Origin of the sequence: Brevibacterium sp. Mu109 (assembly GCF_900169375.1) — a bacterium.
Classification (GTDB): domain Bacteria; phylum Actinomycetota; class Actinomycetes; order Actinomycetales; family Brevibacteriaceae; genus Brevibacterium; species Brevibacterium yomogidense_A.
The window spans coordinates 1-17,818 of sequence record NZ_FXZF01000019.1 but is presented as its reverse complement, the minus strand read 5'-3'; the positions used below and the strand labels follow the sequence as shown (position 1 = coordinate 17,818).

At 68.4% G+C, this 17,818-nt stretch carries 18 protein-coding genes; 6 read left to right on the top strand and 12 right to left on the bottom strand.

All coding sequences use genetic code 11. The features are described 5' to 3' along the window. Positions 1-31 precede the first annotated feature (31 nt). Complete coding sequence (locus tag BSP109_RS11895) at positions 32-1,669, top strand: AbgT family transporter (RefSeq protein ID WP_257944675.1); 1,638 nt, start codon at positions 32-34, stop codon at positions 1,667-1,669. A gap of 40 nt (positions 1,670-1,709) precedes the next feature. Here the strand turns inward: BSP109_RS11895 and BSP109_RS11890 are convergent, their stop codons facing one another. The 5 genes from BSP109_RS11890 to arsB form a co-directional block, all read right to left on the bottom strand. Beyond that, positions 1,710-2,873: an MFS transporter gene (locus BSP109_RS11890; RefSeq protein WP_101600873.1), complete on the bottom strand. Its 1,164-nt coding sequence runs from the start codon at positions 2,871-2,873 to the stop codon at positions 1,710-1,712. A gap of 113 nt (positions 2,874-2,986) precedes the next feature. Beyond that, positions 2,987-4,336, bottom strand: a complete 1,350-nt coding sequence (locus BSP109_RS11885) for an FAD-dependent oxidoreductase (RefSeq protein ID WP_101600871.1) — start codon at positions 4,334-4,336, stop codon at positions 2,987-2,989. Between the two features lie 76 nt (positions 4,337-4,412). After that, on the bottom strand, positions 4,413-4,832 hold the full coding sequence (locus BSP109_RS11880; protein WP_101600870.1) for an arsenate reductase ArsC: 420 nt from the start codon (positions 4,830-4,832) through the stop codon (positions 4,413-4,415). Positions 4,833-4,858: 26 nt separating this feature from the next. Next, a complete protein-coding gene (locus BSP109_RS11875) occupies positions 4,859-5,278 on the bottom strand; it encodes a low molecular weight phosphatase family protein (protein ID WP_101600868.1) in 420 nt (139 codons plus the stop codon). After that, on the bottom strand, positions 5,275-6,396 hold the full coding sequence (gene arsB, locus BSP109_RS11870; protein ID WP_101600866.1) for an ACR3 family arsenite efflux transporter: 1,122 nt from the start codon (positions 6,394-6,396) through the stop codon (positions 5,275-5,277). Before arsB ends, BSP109_RS11875 begins: the two co-directional genes overlap by 4 nt. An 83-nt stretch (positions 6,397-6,479) precedes the next feature. Here arsB and BSP109_RS11865 point away from each other — a divergent pair, with 83 nt between their 5' ends. Together BSP109_RS11865 and BSP109_RS16985 are read left to right on the top strand one after the other, a co-directional pair. After that, on the top strand, positions 6,480-6,836 hold the full coding sequence (locus BSP109_RS11865) for a metalloregulator ArsR/SmtB family transcription factor (RefSeq protein ID WP_087007820.1): 357 nt from the start codon (positions 6,480-6,482) through the stop codon (positions 6,834-6,836). A 35-nt stretch (positions 6,837-6,871) separates the two neighbouring features. Beyond that, complete coding sequence (locus BSP109_RS16985) at positions 6,872-7,048, top strand: helix-turn-helix domain-containing protein (protein ID WP_143275868.1); 177 nt, start codon at positions 6,872-6,874, stop codon at positions 7,046-7,048. A 4-nt stretch (positions 7,049-7,052) separates the two neighbouring features. Here BSP109_RS16985 and BSP109_RS11860 read toward each other — a convergent pair whose 3' ends face one another. The 3 genes from BSP109_RS11860 to BSP109_RS11850 are packed head-to-tail and all read right to left on the bottom strand — an operon-like array spanning position 7,053 to position 9,902. Next, positions 7,053-7,598: a CPBP family intramembrane glutamic endopeptidase gene (locus BSP109_RS11860; RefSeq protein ID WP_101600865.1), complete on the bottom strand. Its 546-nt coding sequence runs from the start codon at positions 7,596-7,598 to the stop codon at positions 7,053-7,055. Between the two features lie 41 nt (positions 7,599-7,639). After that, complete coding sequence (locus tag BSP109_RS11855; RefSeq protein WP_101600863.1) at positions 7,640-8,947, bottom strand: dipeptidase; 1,308 nt, start codon at positions 8,945-8,947, stop codon at positions 7,640-7,642. Then, positions 8,940-9,902, bottom strand: a complete 963-nt coding sequence (locus tag BSP109_RS11850) for a CPBP family intramembrane glutamic endopeptidase (RefSeq protein ID WP_101600861.1) — start codon at positions 9,900-9,902, stop codon at positions 8,940-8,942. The genes BSP109_RS11855 and BSP109_RS11850 overlap by 8 nt, the downstream gene beginning before the upstream one ends. A 111-nt stretch (positions 9,903-10,013) precedes the next feature. Between BSP109_RS11850 and BSP109_RS11845 the strand changes: the two genes are divergently transcribed. Next, on the top strand, positions 10,014-11,393 hold the full coding sequence (locus BSP109_RS11845; RefSeq protein ID WP_101600859.1) for a sensor histidine kinase: 1,380 nt from the start codon (positions 10,014-10,016) through the stop codon (positions 11,391-11,393). Continuing rightward, positions 11,381-12,124: a response regulator transcription factor gene (locus tag BSP109_RS11840; RefSeq protein ID WP_101600857.1), complete on the top strand. Its 744-nt coding sequence runs from the start codon at positions 11,381-11,383 to the stop codon at positions 12,122-12,124. Before BSP109_RS11845 ends, BSP109_RS11840 begins: the two co-directional genes overlap by 13 nt. Positions 12,125-12,133: 9 nt before the next feature. On the opposite strand, the gene BSP109_RS11835 is transcribed toward BSP109_RS11840, so the two are convergent. From BSP109_RS11835 to BSP109_RS11820, 4 genes are all read right to left on the bottom strand, one after another. After that, positions 12,134-13,312 carry a hypothetical protein gene (locus BSP109_RS11835; protein WP_180959716.1) on the bottom strand — a complete coding sequence of 393 codons (1,179 nt, stop codon included), beginning with the start codon at positions 13,310-13,312 and terminating at the stop codon, positions 12,134-12,136. Positions 13,313-13,351: 39 nt separating this feature from the next. Continuing rightward, a complete protein-coding gene (locus BSP109_RS11830) occupies positions 13,352-14,302 on the bottom strand; it encodes a VOC family protein (protein ID WP_101600855.1) in 951 nt (316 codons plus the stop codon). 84 nt (positions 14,303-14,386) lie between these two features. Continuing rightward, the gene (locus BSP109_RS11825) at positions 14,387-15,055 is read right to left on the bottom strand and encodes a response regulator transcription factor (RefSeq protein WP_101600854.1); all 669 of its coding nucleotides are present in this window, start codon (positions 15,053-15,055) and stop codon (positions 14,387-14,389) included. A 93-nt stretch (positions 15,056-15,148) separates the two neighbouring features. Beyond that, positions 15,149-16,540: a histidine kinase gene (locus BSP109_RS11820; RefSeq protein WP_257944674.1), complete on the bottom strand. Its 1,392-nt coding sequence runs from the start codon at positions 16,538-16,540 to the stop codon at positions 15,149-15,151. Between the two features lie 187 nt (positions 16,541-16,727). On the opposite strand from BSP109_RS11820, the gene BSP109_RS11815 reads away from it, so the two are divergent. Continuing rightward, a complete protein-coding gene (locus BSP109_RS11815) occupies positions 16,728-17,504 on the top strand; it encodes a DUF4352 domain-containing protein (protein ID WP_101600850.1) in 777 nt (258 codons plus the stop codon). The last annotated feature ends 314 nt before the right edge of the window (positions 17,505-17,818 follow it).

Here is a 17,818-nt window from a genome sequence, read left to right as displayed (position 1 = left end):
TCAGACACCCGTTGCAGAGTGGCACGGAGGAGTGGCATGGACACCATGCCCACCAGTCGCACGAAAGCGCGGCTTCACCGCCCGGATGCTCGACGTCATCGAGCGGGCGGGCAATCGCATCCCGCACCCGTTCTGGCTGTTCCTGATCCTCGGCCTGGTCGTCCTGGTGCTGAGTCTCGTGCTGTCGGCACTCGGGGTCAGCGTTCGCTCGCCCACCAGCGAGGGGACGATCGAGGTCGTCAATCTGCTGTCGGTGGAGGGCATCCGGCAGATCGTGTCCGAGGCGACCACCAACTTCACCGCGTTCCCACCGCTGGGCATCGTACTCGTGGTCATGATGGGCGTCGCCGTGGCCGAAGGCAGCGGGCTGATCTCCGCGGCGGTGCGCAGGGTCGTCTCCTCGGTCTCCGGCCGGTGGCTCACCTTCGCCGTCGCCCTCACCGGGATCGCCGGCTCCGTCGCCTCCGACGCCGTCATCATCGTCCTCCCGCCGCTGGCCGCGATGGCCTTCCTCGCCATCGGCCGCAGCCCGCTGCTCGGCATCGTCCTGGCCTTCGCGAGCGTCGACGCGGGCTTCAATGCGTCCCTCGTCATCACTGCGGCAGAACCCCTCTACGCCGGCATCAGCACGAGCGCCGCCCAGCTGGTGGATCCCGAGTACGTGGTCTCGCCGCTGTCGAACATCTACTTCACGGTGCCGTCGTCGATCTTCCTGGCCGCGCTCATCACGTGGGTCATGGAGAAGTGGGTGGCGCCGCGGGTCGAGGGGCTGGAGCTGGACGGGCCTCGGGCACCGGGGAACCGCAGGAAGTCCTCGGTCGGAACCGCCGGCCGCACGGCTGCCGCCGGTTCGGCAGAGCGCACGGACGACGCTGCAGACTCCGCCGAACGAGCGGACGAGGAATCCATGGACCTGAGCTCCGCAGAGAAGCGCGGAGTCCGCAATGCGCTCATCGCGCTGCTCGCCTTCCTGTCGCTGGTGGCCGGGGCGGTCGCCATCCCGGGCTCGCCCCTGCGCGGCGAGGACGGCGGGATCCTCACGGGCCCCGCACTCATGCACGTCTCCATACTCATCGCGATCATGTTCGTCGTGCTCGGCGTGGCATACGGGGCGACCGTCGGCACCGTCACGTGGGCGAAGCTGCCGGAGTTCATGGTGAACGGGATGAAGGACGTCGCCCCCGTCCTGGTCCTGTTCTTCGTCGCCGCCCAGTTCATCGCCTGGTTCGAATGGTCCAACATCGGTGCCGTCCTGGCCGTCACCGGAGCGGACCTCGTCGAAGCGCTGGGAGTCGCCACGCCGCTGCTCTTCATCGGCGTCATCCTCATGACGTTCCTGCTGAACCTGTTCATCACCAGCGGTTCAGCGCAGTGGACGCTCATGGCGCCGGTCATAGTGCCGGCGATGATGCTGCTGAATGTGAACCCAGAGGTGAGCCAGGTGCTCTTCCGCATCGGCGACTCGGGCTCGCACCTCATCACGCCGCTCAACGTGTACTTCGCTCTCATGCTGACCTACCTCCAGCGGTATCGCAGAGACGCCGGCATCGGCACGCTCGTGTCGATGACACTGCCGGTCTGCATCGCCGTGCTCATAGGGTGGACCGCGTTCTTCCTGCTCTGGTACGCGATCGGCATCCCACTGGGCCCCGGAGCCCCCGTCCGGTGACGGAAGCATGATCCGGTGACAGACGCAAACGGGTCACAGATCAGGTGCGGGAGGTGACGACGGCTGCCCCGGTGAGCAGAACGGCCATGACGGCGGCCATCATCGGGTAGCCATCCAGCGCACCGGCGACTGCGGGTCCCGCCACGGGGGCGAAGGCTCCGACGAACGTCATCGGTGCAGTGAAGACGCCGTTGATCGTTCCGAAGTCCTGGGTACCCCACCGATCCGACACCGCTGTCGCCTGGAGCAGAGTGTGACATCCGCGCACTGCACCGGCCATCACGGCGACGGCGATCAGCAGCCAGGCGGGTCCGGGCAGCAGTGCCAGCGCCCAGAGCCCGGCCGCACCCGCGGCGAAGATCACGACCGTTCGCGCCCTTGCACTGGTCACCCGCGCGAACTGCGGGTATCCCACGCGTCCGACGACCTGGCCGGCACCGATCAGTCCCAGCGCCAGGGCGGCGGTGCTGTACGACATGCCGCGCTCCAGGAACATCGGGATGATGTTGATGGTGACGGCGAAGAGGGTGAAGGTCGCGATCGCCATCGTGATCTGCAGGGTGATGAACTGCCGCGACCTGGTCACCGTGCGGATGGTCGCAGTCGGATTCTCCTCCGAGCGCGATGTGGGGGTATCGGTCCACCGGCTGTTGAGGAAGAGCGCGTGCAGGGGCACCGTGGTGACAGCCAGGATGCCGGCGATCACGAGGTAGCTCGTCCGCCAGCCGAACTGGTCGACCAGATAGGCGACCAGTGGCGCGAACACCGTCGAAGCCAGTCCTCCGACCAGCGTCACCGTCGTCAGCGGGCCGACCCTGCGCGGCCCGTACCAGCGGGTGATGACCGCGAAGGCCGATGGATAGAGCACCGCGGACTGGGCGAAGCCGGCCACGACCCACGCGACGAAGAACATCACCAGATTCGGTGACCACGCGACCAGCAGCATCGCGCCGACCCCCACGAGGGAGCCGGTCGTCATGACGGCGCGCGGGCTCTGGCTGTCCAGGAGCCGACCCACCCGGATCCCTGCCAGCGCGGACACGATCAGTCCTGCGGACAGCGCCGCGGTGATGACGGTGTGGCTCCAACCGGTCTCCTCCGAGATCGGAGCGACCGCGACCGGCAGGGAGTAGTAGAGCAGCCCCCAGCTGACGACCTGTGCGGCGCACAGCGCGGGGAGCCCACCGCGAGGACGATCAGTCATGACAGTGATCGCGCGCCGGGCCTGAAGGTGGTCTCATCGCTCCAGTATGTCTGTGCCGGATGTCTGTGCCGATCGTGCGCGGGCGGAAGGCCGAATGCTGGAAGGCCGAATGCTCAGCAGCAGGTGGACGATGACGGCGCAGGTCCGCCGACCGTCACCAGCTGAGGCTCGTCAGACGCGTCGCAGGAAGCTCCGAAGTCGGCGCTGCACACGCCGGTCTCCGGAAGGTCCAGGTGCACAGCGTCCGCAGCCGCGCGGTCGCCTGCCAGTGCCGCTGCGATGGAGCGGACCTGTTCGTACCCGGTGGCCATCAGGAAGGTCGGCGCCCTGCCGTAGCTCTTCATCCCGACGATGTAGAAGCCCGGTTCGGGGTGGGACAGGACCTGTTCGCCGTGGGGTTCGACGCTGCCGCAGGAATGGAACTCCGGGTCGATGAGCGGCCCGAGCCGTCGCGGGGCCTCGACTGCGGGATCCATCTCGAGGCGAAGCTCGCTCAGGATCGACAGGTCGGGGCGGAAGCCGGTGGCGGGCACGAGCACGTCCACGGTCAGGTCTTCTGGACCGGCTGCTCCTGTCGCCAGGACGCGGAGCCGATCGCCGGTGGCTTCGAAACCTGAGATCACGAAGGAGGTGTGGACGTCGACAGCGCCGGATTCGACGAGCGTTCGCAGTCGGGATCCGAGCGCACCGCGTGCGGCGAGCTCGTCATCGGCCTCGCCGCCGTACGTGCGGGAGACGTCAGCAGAACGCACCGCCCAGCTGATCCGGGTCTCGGGAACATCTTCAGCAAGCTCAGCCAGGTCGAGCAGTGTGTTCGCCGCCGAATGCCCGGCCCCGACCACCAGGACGTGACGGCCCGCGAACCGTTCGCGGTCGGTGCCGTTGACCGCGGGCAGGGGCTGAGCGATGAGTCCCTGCGCCGCGGCACGGTGCTCTCCGGGGGCTGGCAGACCCGACCGCCCCAGTGGGTTCGGCTGTGACCAGGTGCCGGACGCGTCGATCACGCTGCGAGCGTGTACGTCCTCGTGCGAGCCATCGGGACGGGCGATGCGCACGAGGAGCGGGGTGGCATCGCGGTTCGCACTGCGAGTCTTGTCGATGCCCTCCCGGGAGACTGCGACGACGCGCGAGTCGGTGCGGATGACATCATGCAGTCCCTCTGCCAGCGGGACCAGGTAGCCATCGACCAGTTCGTGGCCGGTGGGCAGGACGTTCAGGTCCGGCTCCTGCCAGCCGCCCGCCTCCAGCAGGCGCCTGGCGGCCTCGTCGATGTTGTAGCGCCACGGCGAGAACAGCCGCGTGTGTCCCCACGTGCGGATCGCGGCCGCCACGGAGTCTCCGGCTTCGAGCACCATCGGGATGAGTCCGCGTTCACGGACGTGTGCGGCTGCGGCGAGCCCGACGGGGCCGGCACCGATGATGACGACGGGCAGATCGTGGGTGTCGGCGGCGCTGTCCTGCATGTCTTGTCTCCTGGAGTCAGTCGTGTGGTGAAGTCGGTGGTGGCCGAATCAGCGGCTCGTCAGGTGGATGAGCCGGTCAGCTGGTCGCTGTCGGCTCCAACTCGCCGATCAGCTGTTGGATACGGGCCTTGATGTCGTCGCGGACCCGCCGGACGTCGTCGAGCCCCTTGCCTGCAGGATCGGCCAGTTCCCAGTCCTCGTAGCGCTTACCGGGGAAGATCGGGCAGGCGTCCCCGCAGCCCATCGTGATGACGACGTCGGAATCCTGCACCGCCTCGGTGGTGAGGACCTTCGGCGAGCTCGCCGTGATGTCGATGCCCTCCTCGGCCATCGCCTCGACCGCCACCGGATTGATCTGGTCGGCCGGTTCGGATCCCGCGGAGCGAACCTCGATCCGTCCTTCGGACAGGTGGCGCAGGTAGCCGGCTGCCATCTGCGAACGCCCCGCATTGTGGACACAGACGAAGAGGACGCTGGGCTTGGGTGCAGAAGTCATGGGGGGTCTTCCAATCAGGGGTGGGATCAACTGGTGCGGAGCTCCGCCTGCAGGTCACGGACGCGGGCGTCGATGTCGTCACGGACCAAGCGCATCCGCTCGACTCCTTCGATGCCGCGCTGGGATGGCTCATCAGTCGTCCAGGTCTCGACCGCGGCCGTCATTCCCGCGACCGGTTCAACGCGTGCGTCCTGCCCGATCACGATGACCCGGTCAACGCGACGCAAGAGCTCCGGGTCGATCGGTTTGGGCTGCTCACCCGCCATGTCGGCACCTGACTCTGCGACCGCTTCCGCGGAGAGACTGTTGAGAGAGCCGCCCGGCGCGGTGCCTGCCGAGTGGACCTCGATCGCACCCCCGGCGCGGTGGCGCAGCAGGGCAGCGGCCATCTGGGACTTGCCGCCGTTCTTGACGCAGACGAACAGCACACTCGGCCTGCCGGTCATGATCGCACCCCCGCGCCTGAACGGGTCGGGACAGTCGGGTCATCGCGGAAGAGCCTGGGCCCGAGCCAGAGGGCGACATAGACGAGGCCGACGAGCACGGGGACTTCGATCAACGGGCCGACGACTCCCGCCAGCGCCTGGCCCGAGGTGATTCCGAAGGTCCCGATCGACACCGCGATGGCCAGTTCGAAGTTGTTGCCCGAGGCGGTGAAGGCCACGCTGGTCGACTTCGCGTAGTTCAGCCCCACAGCTTTCGAGGCGAACAGGCTGATTGCGAACATGAGCACGAAGTACAGCAGCAGCGGCACCGCCATGCGGGCCACGTCCCAGGGCTGCGAGGTGATCGCCTCCCCCTGCATGGCGAACAGCAGAACGATCGTGAACAGCAGTCCGTACATCGCCCACGGGCCGATCGTCGGCAGGAACGACTCTTCGTACCACTGGCGGCCCTTGGCCTTCTCCCCCAGCGTGCGCGTGAGGAAGCCCGCCAGGAGGGGGATGCCGAGGAAGACGAGCACCGATGCCACGATCGCCCACACGGAGAACTGCGCCGAGGTCGTCTCCAGTCCCAGCCAGGACGGCAGCACCTGGAGATAGAACCAGCCGAGCGCACCGAAGGCCACGACCTGGAAGACGGAATTGATGGCCACCAGTACCGCAGCAGCCTCACGGTCACCGCAGGCCAGGTCGTTCCAGATGAACACCATCGCGATGCAGCGGGCCAGGCCGACGATGATCAGTCCGGTGCGGAACTCCGGCAGATCGGGCAGGAACACCCAGGCCAGCGTGAACATGAAGGCCGGGCCGACGATCCAGTTGAGGAACAGCGACAGGACCAGCAGCTTCCGATCGCCCGTCACCCGGTGCATCTCGTCGTAGCGCACCTTCGCCAGCACGGGATACATCATGACCAGCAGGCCAACGGCGATCGGTACGGAGATTCCGCCGATCTTCACTGCGTCCAACGCCGTGTCGAGACCGGGCACGAACCGTCCCAGCAGCAGACCCACTGCCATTGCCGCCAGAATCCACACTGCCAGCCAACGGTCGAGGAACGACATCTCCTGCCCGACCGGGCGCGACGCTGTCTGCGCGACAGCCGATGCCGTAGTGCTCATCAGCACTCCACTCTCTAGATCGATGGACGTCTATGGGTGAGAGTATGCGCATGCATCGACGAACGTCAATGTATGGTGGAGCCATGAGTACTTCGGTGGAGAGCACAGAGCCGGGTGTCGACGTCGCATCCGAGTGCTGCACGCTGGACGCGGCGCCGCTCGGGGCGGACGATGCCGGTCGGGTCGCGCAGAAGCTCAAGGCCCTCGCGGATCCGACGCGCCTGCGGCTCCTGTCGCATGTCGCGGCCCAGGGGTGCGAAGCGGTGTGCGCCTGCGACCTGGTCGATGTGCTCGATATCAGTCAGCCCACGATCAGCCACCACATGAAGAAGCTGGTCGAGGCTGGACTGCTGACGCGAGAGCAGCGCGGCAAGTGGGCGCACTACACCGTGATCCGCGACGCCTTCGACGAGCTGCGCCGGTTCCTCGACCTGCGCTGAGGATCACCGCTCAGTCTCCGGCTATCGACCCAGTGATGACCCAGCACGATGCGGACCAGCTCAGTGGTCACCCCACGAAGAGGCGCTCGATGGCCGCTCTCGCCTACGGCCTGGGCTGGTTCGACCAGTCGCACTTCGTCCGCGACTTCCGCACCTTCACGGGCGAGACGCCCTGCGGTTACGCGAAGAGGGACCGTGACGGCAATGGCTGAGGGATCACCCCATGAGGATGCCCGCGACCACGTTCGCGACAATGTGGACCAGTGCGCCCGGCAGGAACGACCCCGTCACGTGCCGCAGGTGGCCCAGCACCCAGCCCACCACGAACTGCACCGGCAGGATCGGCCACAGTCGCATGTCGATCGCGAGCAGCGCGGCGTGGGGCACGAGGAACGCGAGGGCCTGCATCACGTTGCCCCAGGCGAAGCCCAGCCGGCGGATGAGCACGCCGGCCAGGAGGCCCCGGAAGAAGACCTCCTCCCCCAGCGCCCGTAGGACGAGGCCCACCACTGCGCCCAGGGATGTGAGCGAGGCGATGGCGACCCCCGGTGCGTCCCGGACATCTGCAGGGATGGCCCACGCCACGATGATCGCCACGATCAGGAGGGGGACGAAGAGGAGGATGCCGCGCCAGTAGTCGCGCGCCGTCCCGGTCGTCGCGCCCACTCGGCCCAATGCGTCGGCAGCGGCGCGGTCGTACCTGCGCATCTGGAAGAGGACGTAGATCGCCGCCGGCAGGCAGAACAGCACGACCTCGAGCATGGCCTCAGGCTACTCGTCCGCTGGGCGAGCGCCGGCCGCCGTCACACCTGGCAAGCCGCGTCCACTCTCCCGTCGGCACCGTCCTCCGCCGCCCGCATGACGCGCAGGACGTTGCGGGACGCGAGGGCCTCGAGGTCCTCTCGCGACCAGCCGCGGTCACCGAGAGCATGCAGCAGGTCCTGGTACCGGGAGACGTCTTCAAGCCCCGTCGGCAGGGTCGCCGTCCCGTCGTAGTCGCCGCCCAGGGCGATACGGGTGATGCCCACGGCCTCACGTGCGGCGTCGAGGTGGGCGACGACGTCCTCGAGCGTGGCCTGCGGCTCCGGGTGCGCGATCTCCCAGCCGGCCAGCCGTGCAGCGGCGGAGGGCGAGACCTCGACGTCGGTGTCGCCGTAGTCGAAGCCGGCGTGGTGTGCGGCATTGTGCGCCAGGACATCCTCGCAGCTCTGGCCCGGACGGGGTGCGGCGGCCATGCTGTACGGCCGGGTGAGGCTGTTCGCCCGGTGCGGATCGTCGATGCCGAGGTCGATCCGCGCCTGCGCCCGGTCCAGGATCCACTGCCGCACGTCGGAGGAGACGAATGCGGGGACGAAGGTGAGGCCGAGGACGGAATCGGTCGCAGCGATCCGCTCGAGGACACGGTCGGTGACGTTCCGCGGGTGCGGATTCACGGACTGGACCGATGAGTGGGTGAACAGAGTCGGCACGGTCGAGGCACCCAGCGCATCCAGCTGGGTGCGCTCGTTGGTGTGCGACAGGTCGATGATCATGCCCAATCGGTTCATCTCCCCGACCACCGCCAGACCCTCGACGGTGAGTCCGCGGGTCGAGCGGGCGCCAGGAGAACCGGGGGTGCCGTCGGCCTCGGCCTGCGCCTCCGCGGCTCCGGTCGCCGCCGTCGCCCAGGCGAGGTCGTCGTTGTGGGTGAGCGTCATATACCGGGCGCCCAGGTGGAACATCTGCCGCAGGACCGCGAGGGAATCCGCGATCGACTGGCCGCCCTCCAGACCGATGAGGCTGGCGATGCGACCAGCGGCGAGCGCGGAGTCGACGTCATCCGCCGTGCGTGCCGGCTGCAGGATCTCCGGGTACGCAGCGGTGAGGCGGTGGACCGCATCGATCTGCTGCAGCGTGGCGACGACCGCGTCCTCCTGGGGGATGGAGGACGGCACCCAGGCGGACCAGAACTGGGCGCCCACTCCGCCTCGGCGCATGCGCACCAGGTCGGTGTGCAGTTCCTCCCGGACCTGGTCCAACCGCTGCACGTCGTAGCCGGCCTTCTCCCGCAGGGCGAAGGGCAGATCGTTGTGGCAGTCGAGGACGGGTATCTGCGGAGTCGGTTCAGCCATTCATCGAGTGTAGGACGGCACCGGCCGGAACGCGTGCGGCCTCGCTGCGCCCCGCGCCGCGCACCGGTGTGAGGAAGCCGATCCCCTCCCGGCGCGACACCCACGCCCAGAGTCCTAGCGTGGTGAGCACCGTGATGGGGATCGAGATGAGCAGCATGCGCGGATCCACTGAGCCCTGTGCGACGGTCGCCGGCGCGAACGGGGACATGAGGAACAGCGTGAGGTTGTTCGCCGTGTGCACGACGATCGGCAGCTCGATCCCACCGGTCTTCCACGCGAGGAGGCCCATCGCCACCGCGAAGACGGCGATGTCGACCTGTCCCCAGACGTCGTACTCGTGGCCCAGGACGAACAGCGGCACCGGCAGGAGGATCCCCCACAGGGGCGAGCGCAGCCAGATGCCGCACACCTGCATCGGCAGGGCCCGGAAGACGTACTCCTCGGCCGCGCACTGCAGCGGCACGGCCACCACGACGATGAGCAGGATCGCGACGACCGCGCCGCGCTGCTGAGGCACGTCGAATGAGGCTCCGGAGAACACGACCGACGCGCCGTTCACCACAGCGAAGACCGGGATCACCACAGCGGCCGCCCGCAGCGCGAGCGACCACCGGAACCTGCCCGCCACAGAATGCAGCGAGCCTGCGGCAGCGCCTCGACGGCCACCCACGAACCGGTAGGCCCACAGCACCGCCGGCGTCATCACCGCGAGGGTCGCCAATCCCAGCGCCGTGTCCATCGGATTGCGGGGATCATCGAGCTCAGGGCTCGGGTCGGGCACCCCGGGGAGCAGCGAGACGAGGAGTCCTCCTACCAGCACGATGGCGAACAGGACCAGAGCGATCACGGCTGCAACGATCACGACCAGGAGAGGGCGCCACCAGCGTGCGGCCTCGGGCCGGAGTCGTGCGAGTCGGTGGTACGGCAGGAACAGTGGTGATGCGGTTGATGTCATACCCCCAGGCTTCCGTTCGCGGCGGGCCAGAGGATCGTGCGGAAGACTGAACCTGAGCCCTCATACGAAAGCACGATCCTGCCTGCCCGGCGCTATCCCTAGACTGATCGCGTGCCCACCGGTCCTGCCTCTCCTCCCACTGCGTCCCACCGCCGAGGCCGCGCGCTGCTCACCTCGCTCGCCTGCCTGCTGCTGGGTGCCGGCTGCTGGTTCATCAGTGCGGGGATCGCACTCGACGAGGCCGGAACTCCGGTCCCGCAGCACGTCTCCGCGGTCCTCGTCCTCGATGCACTCACAGGTATCGCGGCGGCGGTGTCGATCGGCCCGCTGCGACGCGCGGGGGCGTGGAACCTCGTCCTCATCCCGCTGAGTGTGCCCAGCAGCTGGGCACTGCCGGCCTTCATCGTCGCCGCTGTCCGGATCGGCCGGCTCCGCGACCTGCGCACCGACACCGCCGCCGTCGCACTCACCCTTGCAGCCTGGCTGATCTATTCGCTCGTGATGGTGCAGTTCGACGGATCGTTCGCGGACACGCTCGGTGTCGAAGCGCCGATCCTCGTCGTGATCACCGTCTCGCTCCTGCTGTGGGGCCGTGTCCGGTCGACACGGGCGGCTCTCATCGACTCCCTGCGCGCGCAGGCAGATGCGTCCCACCGCGAGCAGGCGGCGGAGGTCCAGCGCGTCCTGGCAGAGGAGCGCGTCGCGCTCGCCCGGGACATGCACGACGGGCTCTCCCATCACCTGTCCCTCATCTCGATGCACGCGGGGGCGCTCGCATACCGCGACGACCTGCCGCCGGACCGGGTCCGGGAGGTCGGACAGACTCTGCGCGATTCCGCCGCGTCCGCTCACGCCGATCTGCGTCAGCTGCTCCTCTCACTCCGCGAGCAGCCGGACGATGCCGACCCGACTCCCGGCCTGGATGCCGCGCCTCTGGCAGACGCGGCCTCGCTCGACGCCCTCATCGCACGCGAACGGGATCGTGGGGCAGACGTCTGCATCGTCTGGGAGCGGATCACCCTGACCGAACTCGAGCAGGCCCCGCGACCCCTCACCGTCGCACTCGAGCGCATCCTCGCGGAGTCGCTGGTCAATGCGCGGAAGCACGCACCGGGCGCGCCCGTCACCGTGACTCTTGCCCGCGACACGGGCAGGCGGAAGGACACCGCCGCCGAGGTCGTCCTCCGCGTGACGAACCCGCTCACCGCCCGCAGTGGCGGGCACACCGCCCTCAGTGCCCCGCTCCCCTCCCACAGCGGCGACCGCGGCGTCCTCAGGGACCAGCGCACCGCCTCGGCCGCGGTGGCCGCATCGGTCCCAGCAGCCGCATCGGTCCCGTTAGCCGCATCAGGCCCGGCCACTGCGCCGACCGGCACGCACCTCGGCCTCACCGGAGTCGAGGAGCGCGCCCGTCTACTGGGTGGATCCGCGCGGTGGGCGCACACCGCGGACGACTTCACGCTGGAGGTGAGACTCCCATGGCACCGCTGAACACAGCGCCTCCGACGGAATCGGTCCGCGTCCTCATCGTCGACGACGAGAGCCTCATGCGCTCGGGGCTGCGACTCATGGTCGACGGCACCGCCGGGATCACCGTCATCGGCGAGGCCGCCGACGGGCCCACGGCGCTCTCCCAGATCCGGGTGCTGGATCCCGATGTCGTCCTCATGGACATCCGCATGCCGGGGATGAGCGGCATCGAGGCGACCGTGGAACTCACCCGAGCGGGAGCGCGGGCGCGGGTGGTCGTGCTCACCGCCTTCGACGCCGACGGCTTCCTCGTCGAGGCTCTGCGCGCAGGAGCAGTGTCGTTCCTGCTCAAGGATTCGTCGCCGGAAGCCGTCGTCGACGCGATCCACGGTGCGGTGCAGGGCCACGCCCAGTTCTCTCCTGCTGTCCTGGACCGGTTGGTCCGCATCGCCTCGAGGGAGGAGGCCGGATCCTTCCCCGGCGGTTCACATCGGTCCGGGCCGGATGAGGCGGGCCGTGCTCATGACGGGACTACGACCCCTGCACGGGAATCAGAGGGGCCGTCCGCCCTCACTCCACGGGAGTGGGACGTCGGCCGGCTCGTCGCGCAGGGGCTGACGAATGCGGAGATCAGCGACGCCCTCGTCCTCAGCCTCCCGACGGTGAAGACCCACGTGAGCCATCTGTTCGACAAGCTGCTGGTGACGAACCGGGTGCAGCTCGCGATCAGGATCCTCGAGCACGACAGCTGACACTGCGCCTCAGGCGTCGTCGGAGTGCTGCCTGCGCACGTCGACGCGCGTCTTCTCCCGCTCACCGTCGAGGAACGCGTCGATCCGGGTCGCCGGATCGGCCTCTGCCGGGAGCGCGGCAGGCTGGTTCTCGCCCCGGTCGCCGTTGACCCGCGCACCACCGGTCTGCGCAGCCTTCGCGATCTGCGAGTCCAGGTCGTCGAAGTCGTCTGCCGTCTCGTCCAGCTCCTCGAGGAGCTTCGCGATGGATTCCGCGTGGGACTCCGCTTCCATGTTGAGATCCCGGAACTGCGCACCGATCGACTCGTCGCCCGCGGTGCGCGACACGATGTCGAGCACCCGCTCACCGACCTCACGCGTGCGCTCCGAATGATCGAGTGCGATGAGCTGAGCGTCGAGCGCGCGCAGGTGCTCGAGGTACTCGTGCATCGAGAGGACCCGGTCCGCGATCGATTCGAAAGCCTCCGCCAACCGGCTCAGGTACGCCTTGACCCGCACCGCCTCCGTACCGCTGCTCATCGCGTCGAGCTCCGTGCGGACTGTGACCAGTTCGACGAGGCGCACGCCCACGCTCGCGACCATCTCGTCCAGGTCCACCCGCGCCACATGGTCCGCGAGGATCGGGTGGGTCCACGCGCGGGTCGCCGCGATGCGGGTCGCGAGGGTGACTGCGAGGTGGAACAGCCGCTGCTCGTCCGTGTCCTGTGCGTTCTTCACACCGGGAACGAATCCCAGCGCGGTCGGGGTGACCCACCGCGCGGTGCGGGCGACCTCGCGGTCCTTGCGCGAGAGCCGCTTGGGGTCGCGCAGGTACTTCGTGCCGGTCACGGCACCGGTGGCTCCCGTTCCCGCTGCGAGTATGCCTGTGGCCGCGATCCCGCCGGCGAACGGATCACCGGCGAGCCATGAGACCCCGAAGGTCCCGAGTCCCACCACGCCGGTCGTCGCGGCGCCCGCCCCCGTCAGAGCACGGAAGAGGACGTTCGAGCGGATGAGGTTGCGGGTCTCCCCCGGAGTGCCGAGCACACGAGCGGGGTTCGTCTGCCGCGACGCCGGCAGCGCGTATCCACGCGCTTCCCACGCGCGGAGGACCGAATCCGTGACGGAATCAGGCACCAGGATGCGGTAGGCGGGCATGCGACCGGCGCACTGCTCTCGCCACAGCTTCTTCCACGGGTGACGTGCCATCGGTCCCTCCCTCGAACGCGGTGTCACCATGGTAATGAATCAGTCTGGATGATCGGTCGGAAGAGCCGTCTCTCCACGCAGCGCGGCGATGTCGATCTTCTTCATCTCCATGAGCCGGGCGTAGGCGCCCGGTCGTGCCATGAGGTCCTCGAGGTCGCGCGGGACGACCTGCCAGCTCACGCCGAACTCATCGCGGCACCATCCGCACTGCTCCGCGGACGGATCGGTCGACAGCACTGACCACAGTCGGTCGAGGTCGTCCTGCCCGTCGGCCCTCACCATCAGTGAGAAGCCCTCGGTGAAGGTGAAGGGCGGTTCCACCCCCGAATCCATCGCGGTGAGCCACTCGTCGGCCCGCGGGTCGTCGCTTCCGGGCCCGAGGCGGAAGTCGGAGTACATGGTGGAGCCCGCGGCAGCCGGCCCGGTCTGCTCGGGATAGGTGGCAACGGTGCCGACTTCGGAACCCGGGTAGAGGGAGGTGTAGGCGGCCACGGCCTCGGCGGCGCGGTTCTGAGCGGTCCCGCAGAACATCAGCGCCGGGACGAGGAACGGGCGCGCAGGGGCGTCCTGCTCGGTGAGGAAGAGCTGCCAGCTCACCCCGTATCGGTCCTCGATCCATGCGTAGCGCGCAGAGAAGGGATACTCGTCCAACGGCATCAGGGTGGTGGCACCGACCGCCAGGCGGTCGTGCACCTCGTCCAGGTATGCGTGCGGGTCGTCGGCGATCTGCGGGCTGAAGTGGAGCATGAAGCCGGCGGATGGATTCGGTCGGAAGGTGTCGTCGGCGTTGATGAGGGCGAGGGGACGTCCGTGGATCTCCAGGTCGATCGTCACCACCTCTCCGGCGAACGACTTCTGGAAGTCCTGCAGCCCTTCCGTCGGGTAGTGAGACCGCGCAGTCTCGCGTGCTTCCCGGAACGCGCTCGTGTAGAAGGCCGAGGCCTCCACTGCCGTGCGGTCATGCCAGATGTTCGGGACGATGGGGTCCATCCACCCAGTGTGCTCCTCGCCGGGCGTCGTGGGAAGAGTGCACGAGGCGCCTTGTCAGCGCGAGTACTGCCAGCGCGAGTCGTGTCAGCCCGTCAGGTCCGCGAGTGTCAGGGTGACGGCGACGCCCACGCGGTTGGGAGAGTCGAGCTTCGCCATGACCCTGTTGAGGTGGGTCTTCACCGTCGCTTCGCTCGAATACGTCGCCTCTGCGATCTCACGGTTGCCCAGGCCGCGGGTGACGAGCTCTGCCACCTCACGCTCCTTAGCGGTGAGCCCGGCCAGGAGTTCGCGTGCTTCGAAGCGGCGGGTGCTCTCCTGACGTCCCCGGTGCATGGCGATGAGCCGCGTCGTCGCCCGCGGAGACGCGAAGCCTTCGCCTCCGTGCACCGTGCGGATCGCCTCTGCAAGATCCTGCGGCGCGATCTCCTTGTGGATGAACCCCGCTGCGCCTGCTTCCAATGAGCGGAACAGGTTGTCGTCCGTGTCGAAGCTGGTGAGGGTGACGACTTTGGGGGCCCGCGGCATGTTCCGCATCCTGCCCGCTGCTTCGATCCCGTCCATCACCGGCATCTGGATGTCCATGAGGACGACATCCGGGAAGTGGCGAGTCACCTGATCAAGAGCTTCAGCTCCCGTTCCCGCATGGCCGACAACCTTGATGTCCTCCACGTAGGACAGGATATGGCCGAGCGCCGAGCAGACCAACGGGTCGTCATCGACGAGGAGGACACGGATCGGCTGCTCGGACGACATGCCACCACCCTAGAACAGGGGACGGACACAGCTCGTCGTGCATTCGCCTCGCGGACACGACTCGTTCGTACGCACACCGACTGCGGATCGCTCTCAGGCTTCGGGAGTCGGCGGCGCTCCCCGATCCGCGAACGGAGGCATCTGGACATCGACGACGAAGGCACTCCCGCGAGGACCCACCGCGGCCTGGCCACCGAGCATCCGCGCCCGCTCCTCGATGCCCGACACTCCCATGCCTCCTCCGGTGCCCGATAGGTCGACGCCGTGTCCTGCCGCGCGGGCCTCGCCTCCACGGTGCTGCACTCCGAGCGGGTTCGACACGACGATCCGTGCCCCGTCGTGAGCGCTCACCCGCACGTCGACGGTGACGGGAACTCCGGGCGCGTGCTTCATCGCGTTCGTCAGCGCCTCCTGCACGATGCGGTAGACCGCGCGATCCAGCACTGTCGGCACACGGTCGATGTCCTGCAGCAGGAGCACCGGGCGGAGGTCGACACCTGCGGCCGCGACCGATTCGACGAGGTCCGGCACGGAGCGGACGGACGCGACCACCGGTGCGCTCGAGCCCCCGGCAGCAGGCCGCTGTGCGCCCGGCGTCCCCTCACGCACACCGCTCACGAGGTCCCTCAGGTCGTCGAGGGACGCCTTCGCCTCACGCCTCAGCGCCGCTGCCGCGGCCACCGACCGCTGGTCGTCACCGGCCACTTCGAGAGCGCCGCTGTGCAGGGAGATGACGGACAGCCGGTGCGACAGAGTGTCGTGCAGCTCCTGCGCGAGGAGCTGGCGCTCCGACTGCCGGGCGAGCTCATCCGACAGGGATTCGCTGCGCTGCGTCTGCCGGACCGCAACCGCCTCGACCGTCCGCATCCTCTTCGTTCGACGGATGAGATAGCCCACGCCCACGGCGATCGCGAGAGCGACGATACCGGCCCCTATCGTCAGGAGATCGACCCCCAGCGCCGTGCCGGCCGGCGGATCCGGCGCGTCCACGCCCATCAGGGGCTGCGATGCGGGGACGAAGAGGAACGCGAACGGGTTGAGCGCGGGGGAACGCAGACACGCCCAGACGGTTGCCCACACCACCACGACCGTGCCGCCAGAGGTTGTGACGATCGCCGCACGACGAGGCAGACGGATGACGCTGTGGAACATGCCGATGAGCAGGAGGAGGACATCACCTCCGACAAGTCCCGACAGAGCCCCTGCAGCCAGGGGGATCCACGGCCACCGCGTCCGGACGAAGACGGTGGCCCAGAGGATCCAGAAGAGCAGCACGACGAGCACGCCGATGTTGGAGAGCTCTCCGCTCGCCTCGAAGGCGCCGGGCACACCGATCGTCGAGAGCGAGCTCACGAAGATCCCGACGACGAACAGCACCAGTCCGACCGCGACGTCGCCGACGGTGCGCAGCACCCGCCGGCGGCGTTCGCCGCGCATCCGATGGGCGACGTCCCTGGTCGGCGTCGCAGAAGTCTCTGTGTTCACACCCTCACGGTATCCGGGGGCGCAGACGCGGGCGTCAGCCGTTCGGCGCCCATCGGCTGCCGGAATCCAGCCATTCGGCTGGTCCGATCCACCCGATCGGTCGACGCGCCGCCGGACCCCTGCGTTGGAAGCTTGTGATGTCGCGGCGAGACCGTCGCAGCCACCACCGTCACACTTCAGGAGAATCATGACGAACCCCCAGCACCCCGCCCCTCAACCCGGCCAGCACCCCGGTCAGCAGTATGACCCCCAGCAGGCGCCGTTCGGCTACACCCAGCAGCCCGGCCCGCACGGCTACGCGCAGCAGCCGGGCGGACAACCTCCCCACCCGGGGCAGCAGGCGAAGGCGAAGCGCAAGAAGCCGCTGTGGAAGCGCTGGTGGTTCTGGCTGCTCGCCGTCATCGCGCTGATCGTGATCATCTCCTCGGCCAGCGGGGGCGGGGACTCCGCCGAGGACGCAGGCGCCTCCGCAGACAGCGGGACCTCGGACGAGGCCGATACCGGCACCTCGGGCGAGGAAGCGGCGGGAGACGAAGGCGAGGCACCCGCCGAGGCCGCATCCGAATACAGCATCGGCGACGCGGTCGCGACCGGTGACTGGGAGGTCACGGTGAACGACGTGGAATCCGGCGTCTCCGAACTGGGCGACGAGTACCTCGGCACGACCGCGCAGGGACAGTTCATCCTCGTGGAGATGTCCGTGGCCAACACGGGCAGCGAGCCGTCCTTCTTCTTCGAGAGCGACGTGAGCCTGCTGGACGCGGACGGCAACACGTACTCGCCGGACTCCGAGGCGGGGATCTACGCGGCCACCGACAACGACGTCATGCTGCTGGAGGAGATCAACCCCGGCAACACGGCCACCGGTGTGATCGTCTACGACGTGCCGGCAGACGTGAGCCCGAACGTGCTGGAGTTCCAGGGCGGGATCTTCGACGAAGCGGCCACCGTCGCGCTGGACTGAGCGGACGGCAGGGGCGCGGACAGGGGGCAAACGACCGTCCCCACGTCGAGAGCGCAACATCCGCACTTTTTCGGTACGCGGGTTCTAGGGGTGATCGCAACACCCCTAGAACCCGGAGGTGTGCGCGATGGCTGTCAATCGACCTGGGAAACTGCGATGGGCTGTGAAATTCCCCGCAAGAGCCCAACAAGCGTGGGATCTTTACCAGATGGGAACCACGCACAGCGAGATCAGCAAAGAAGTCGCTGCTCCACGCTCAGTCCTCCACGAGATGTTCCACACCGCAGGCGGCATCCGGCCCGCTCACCCGAAAG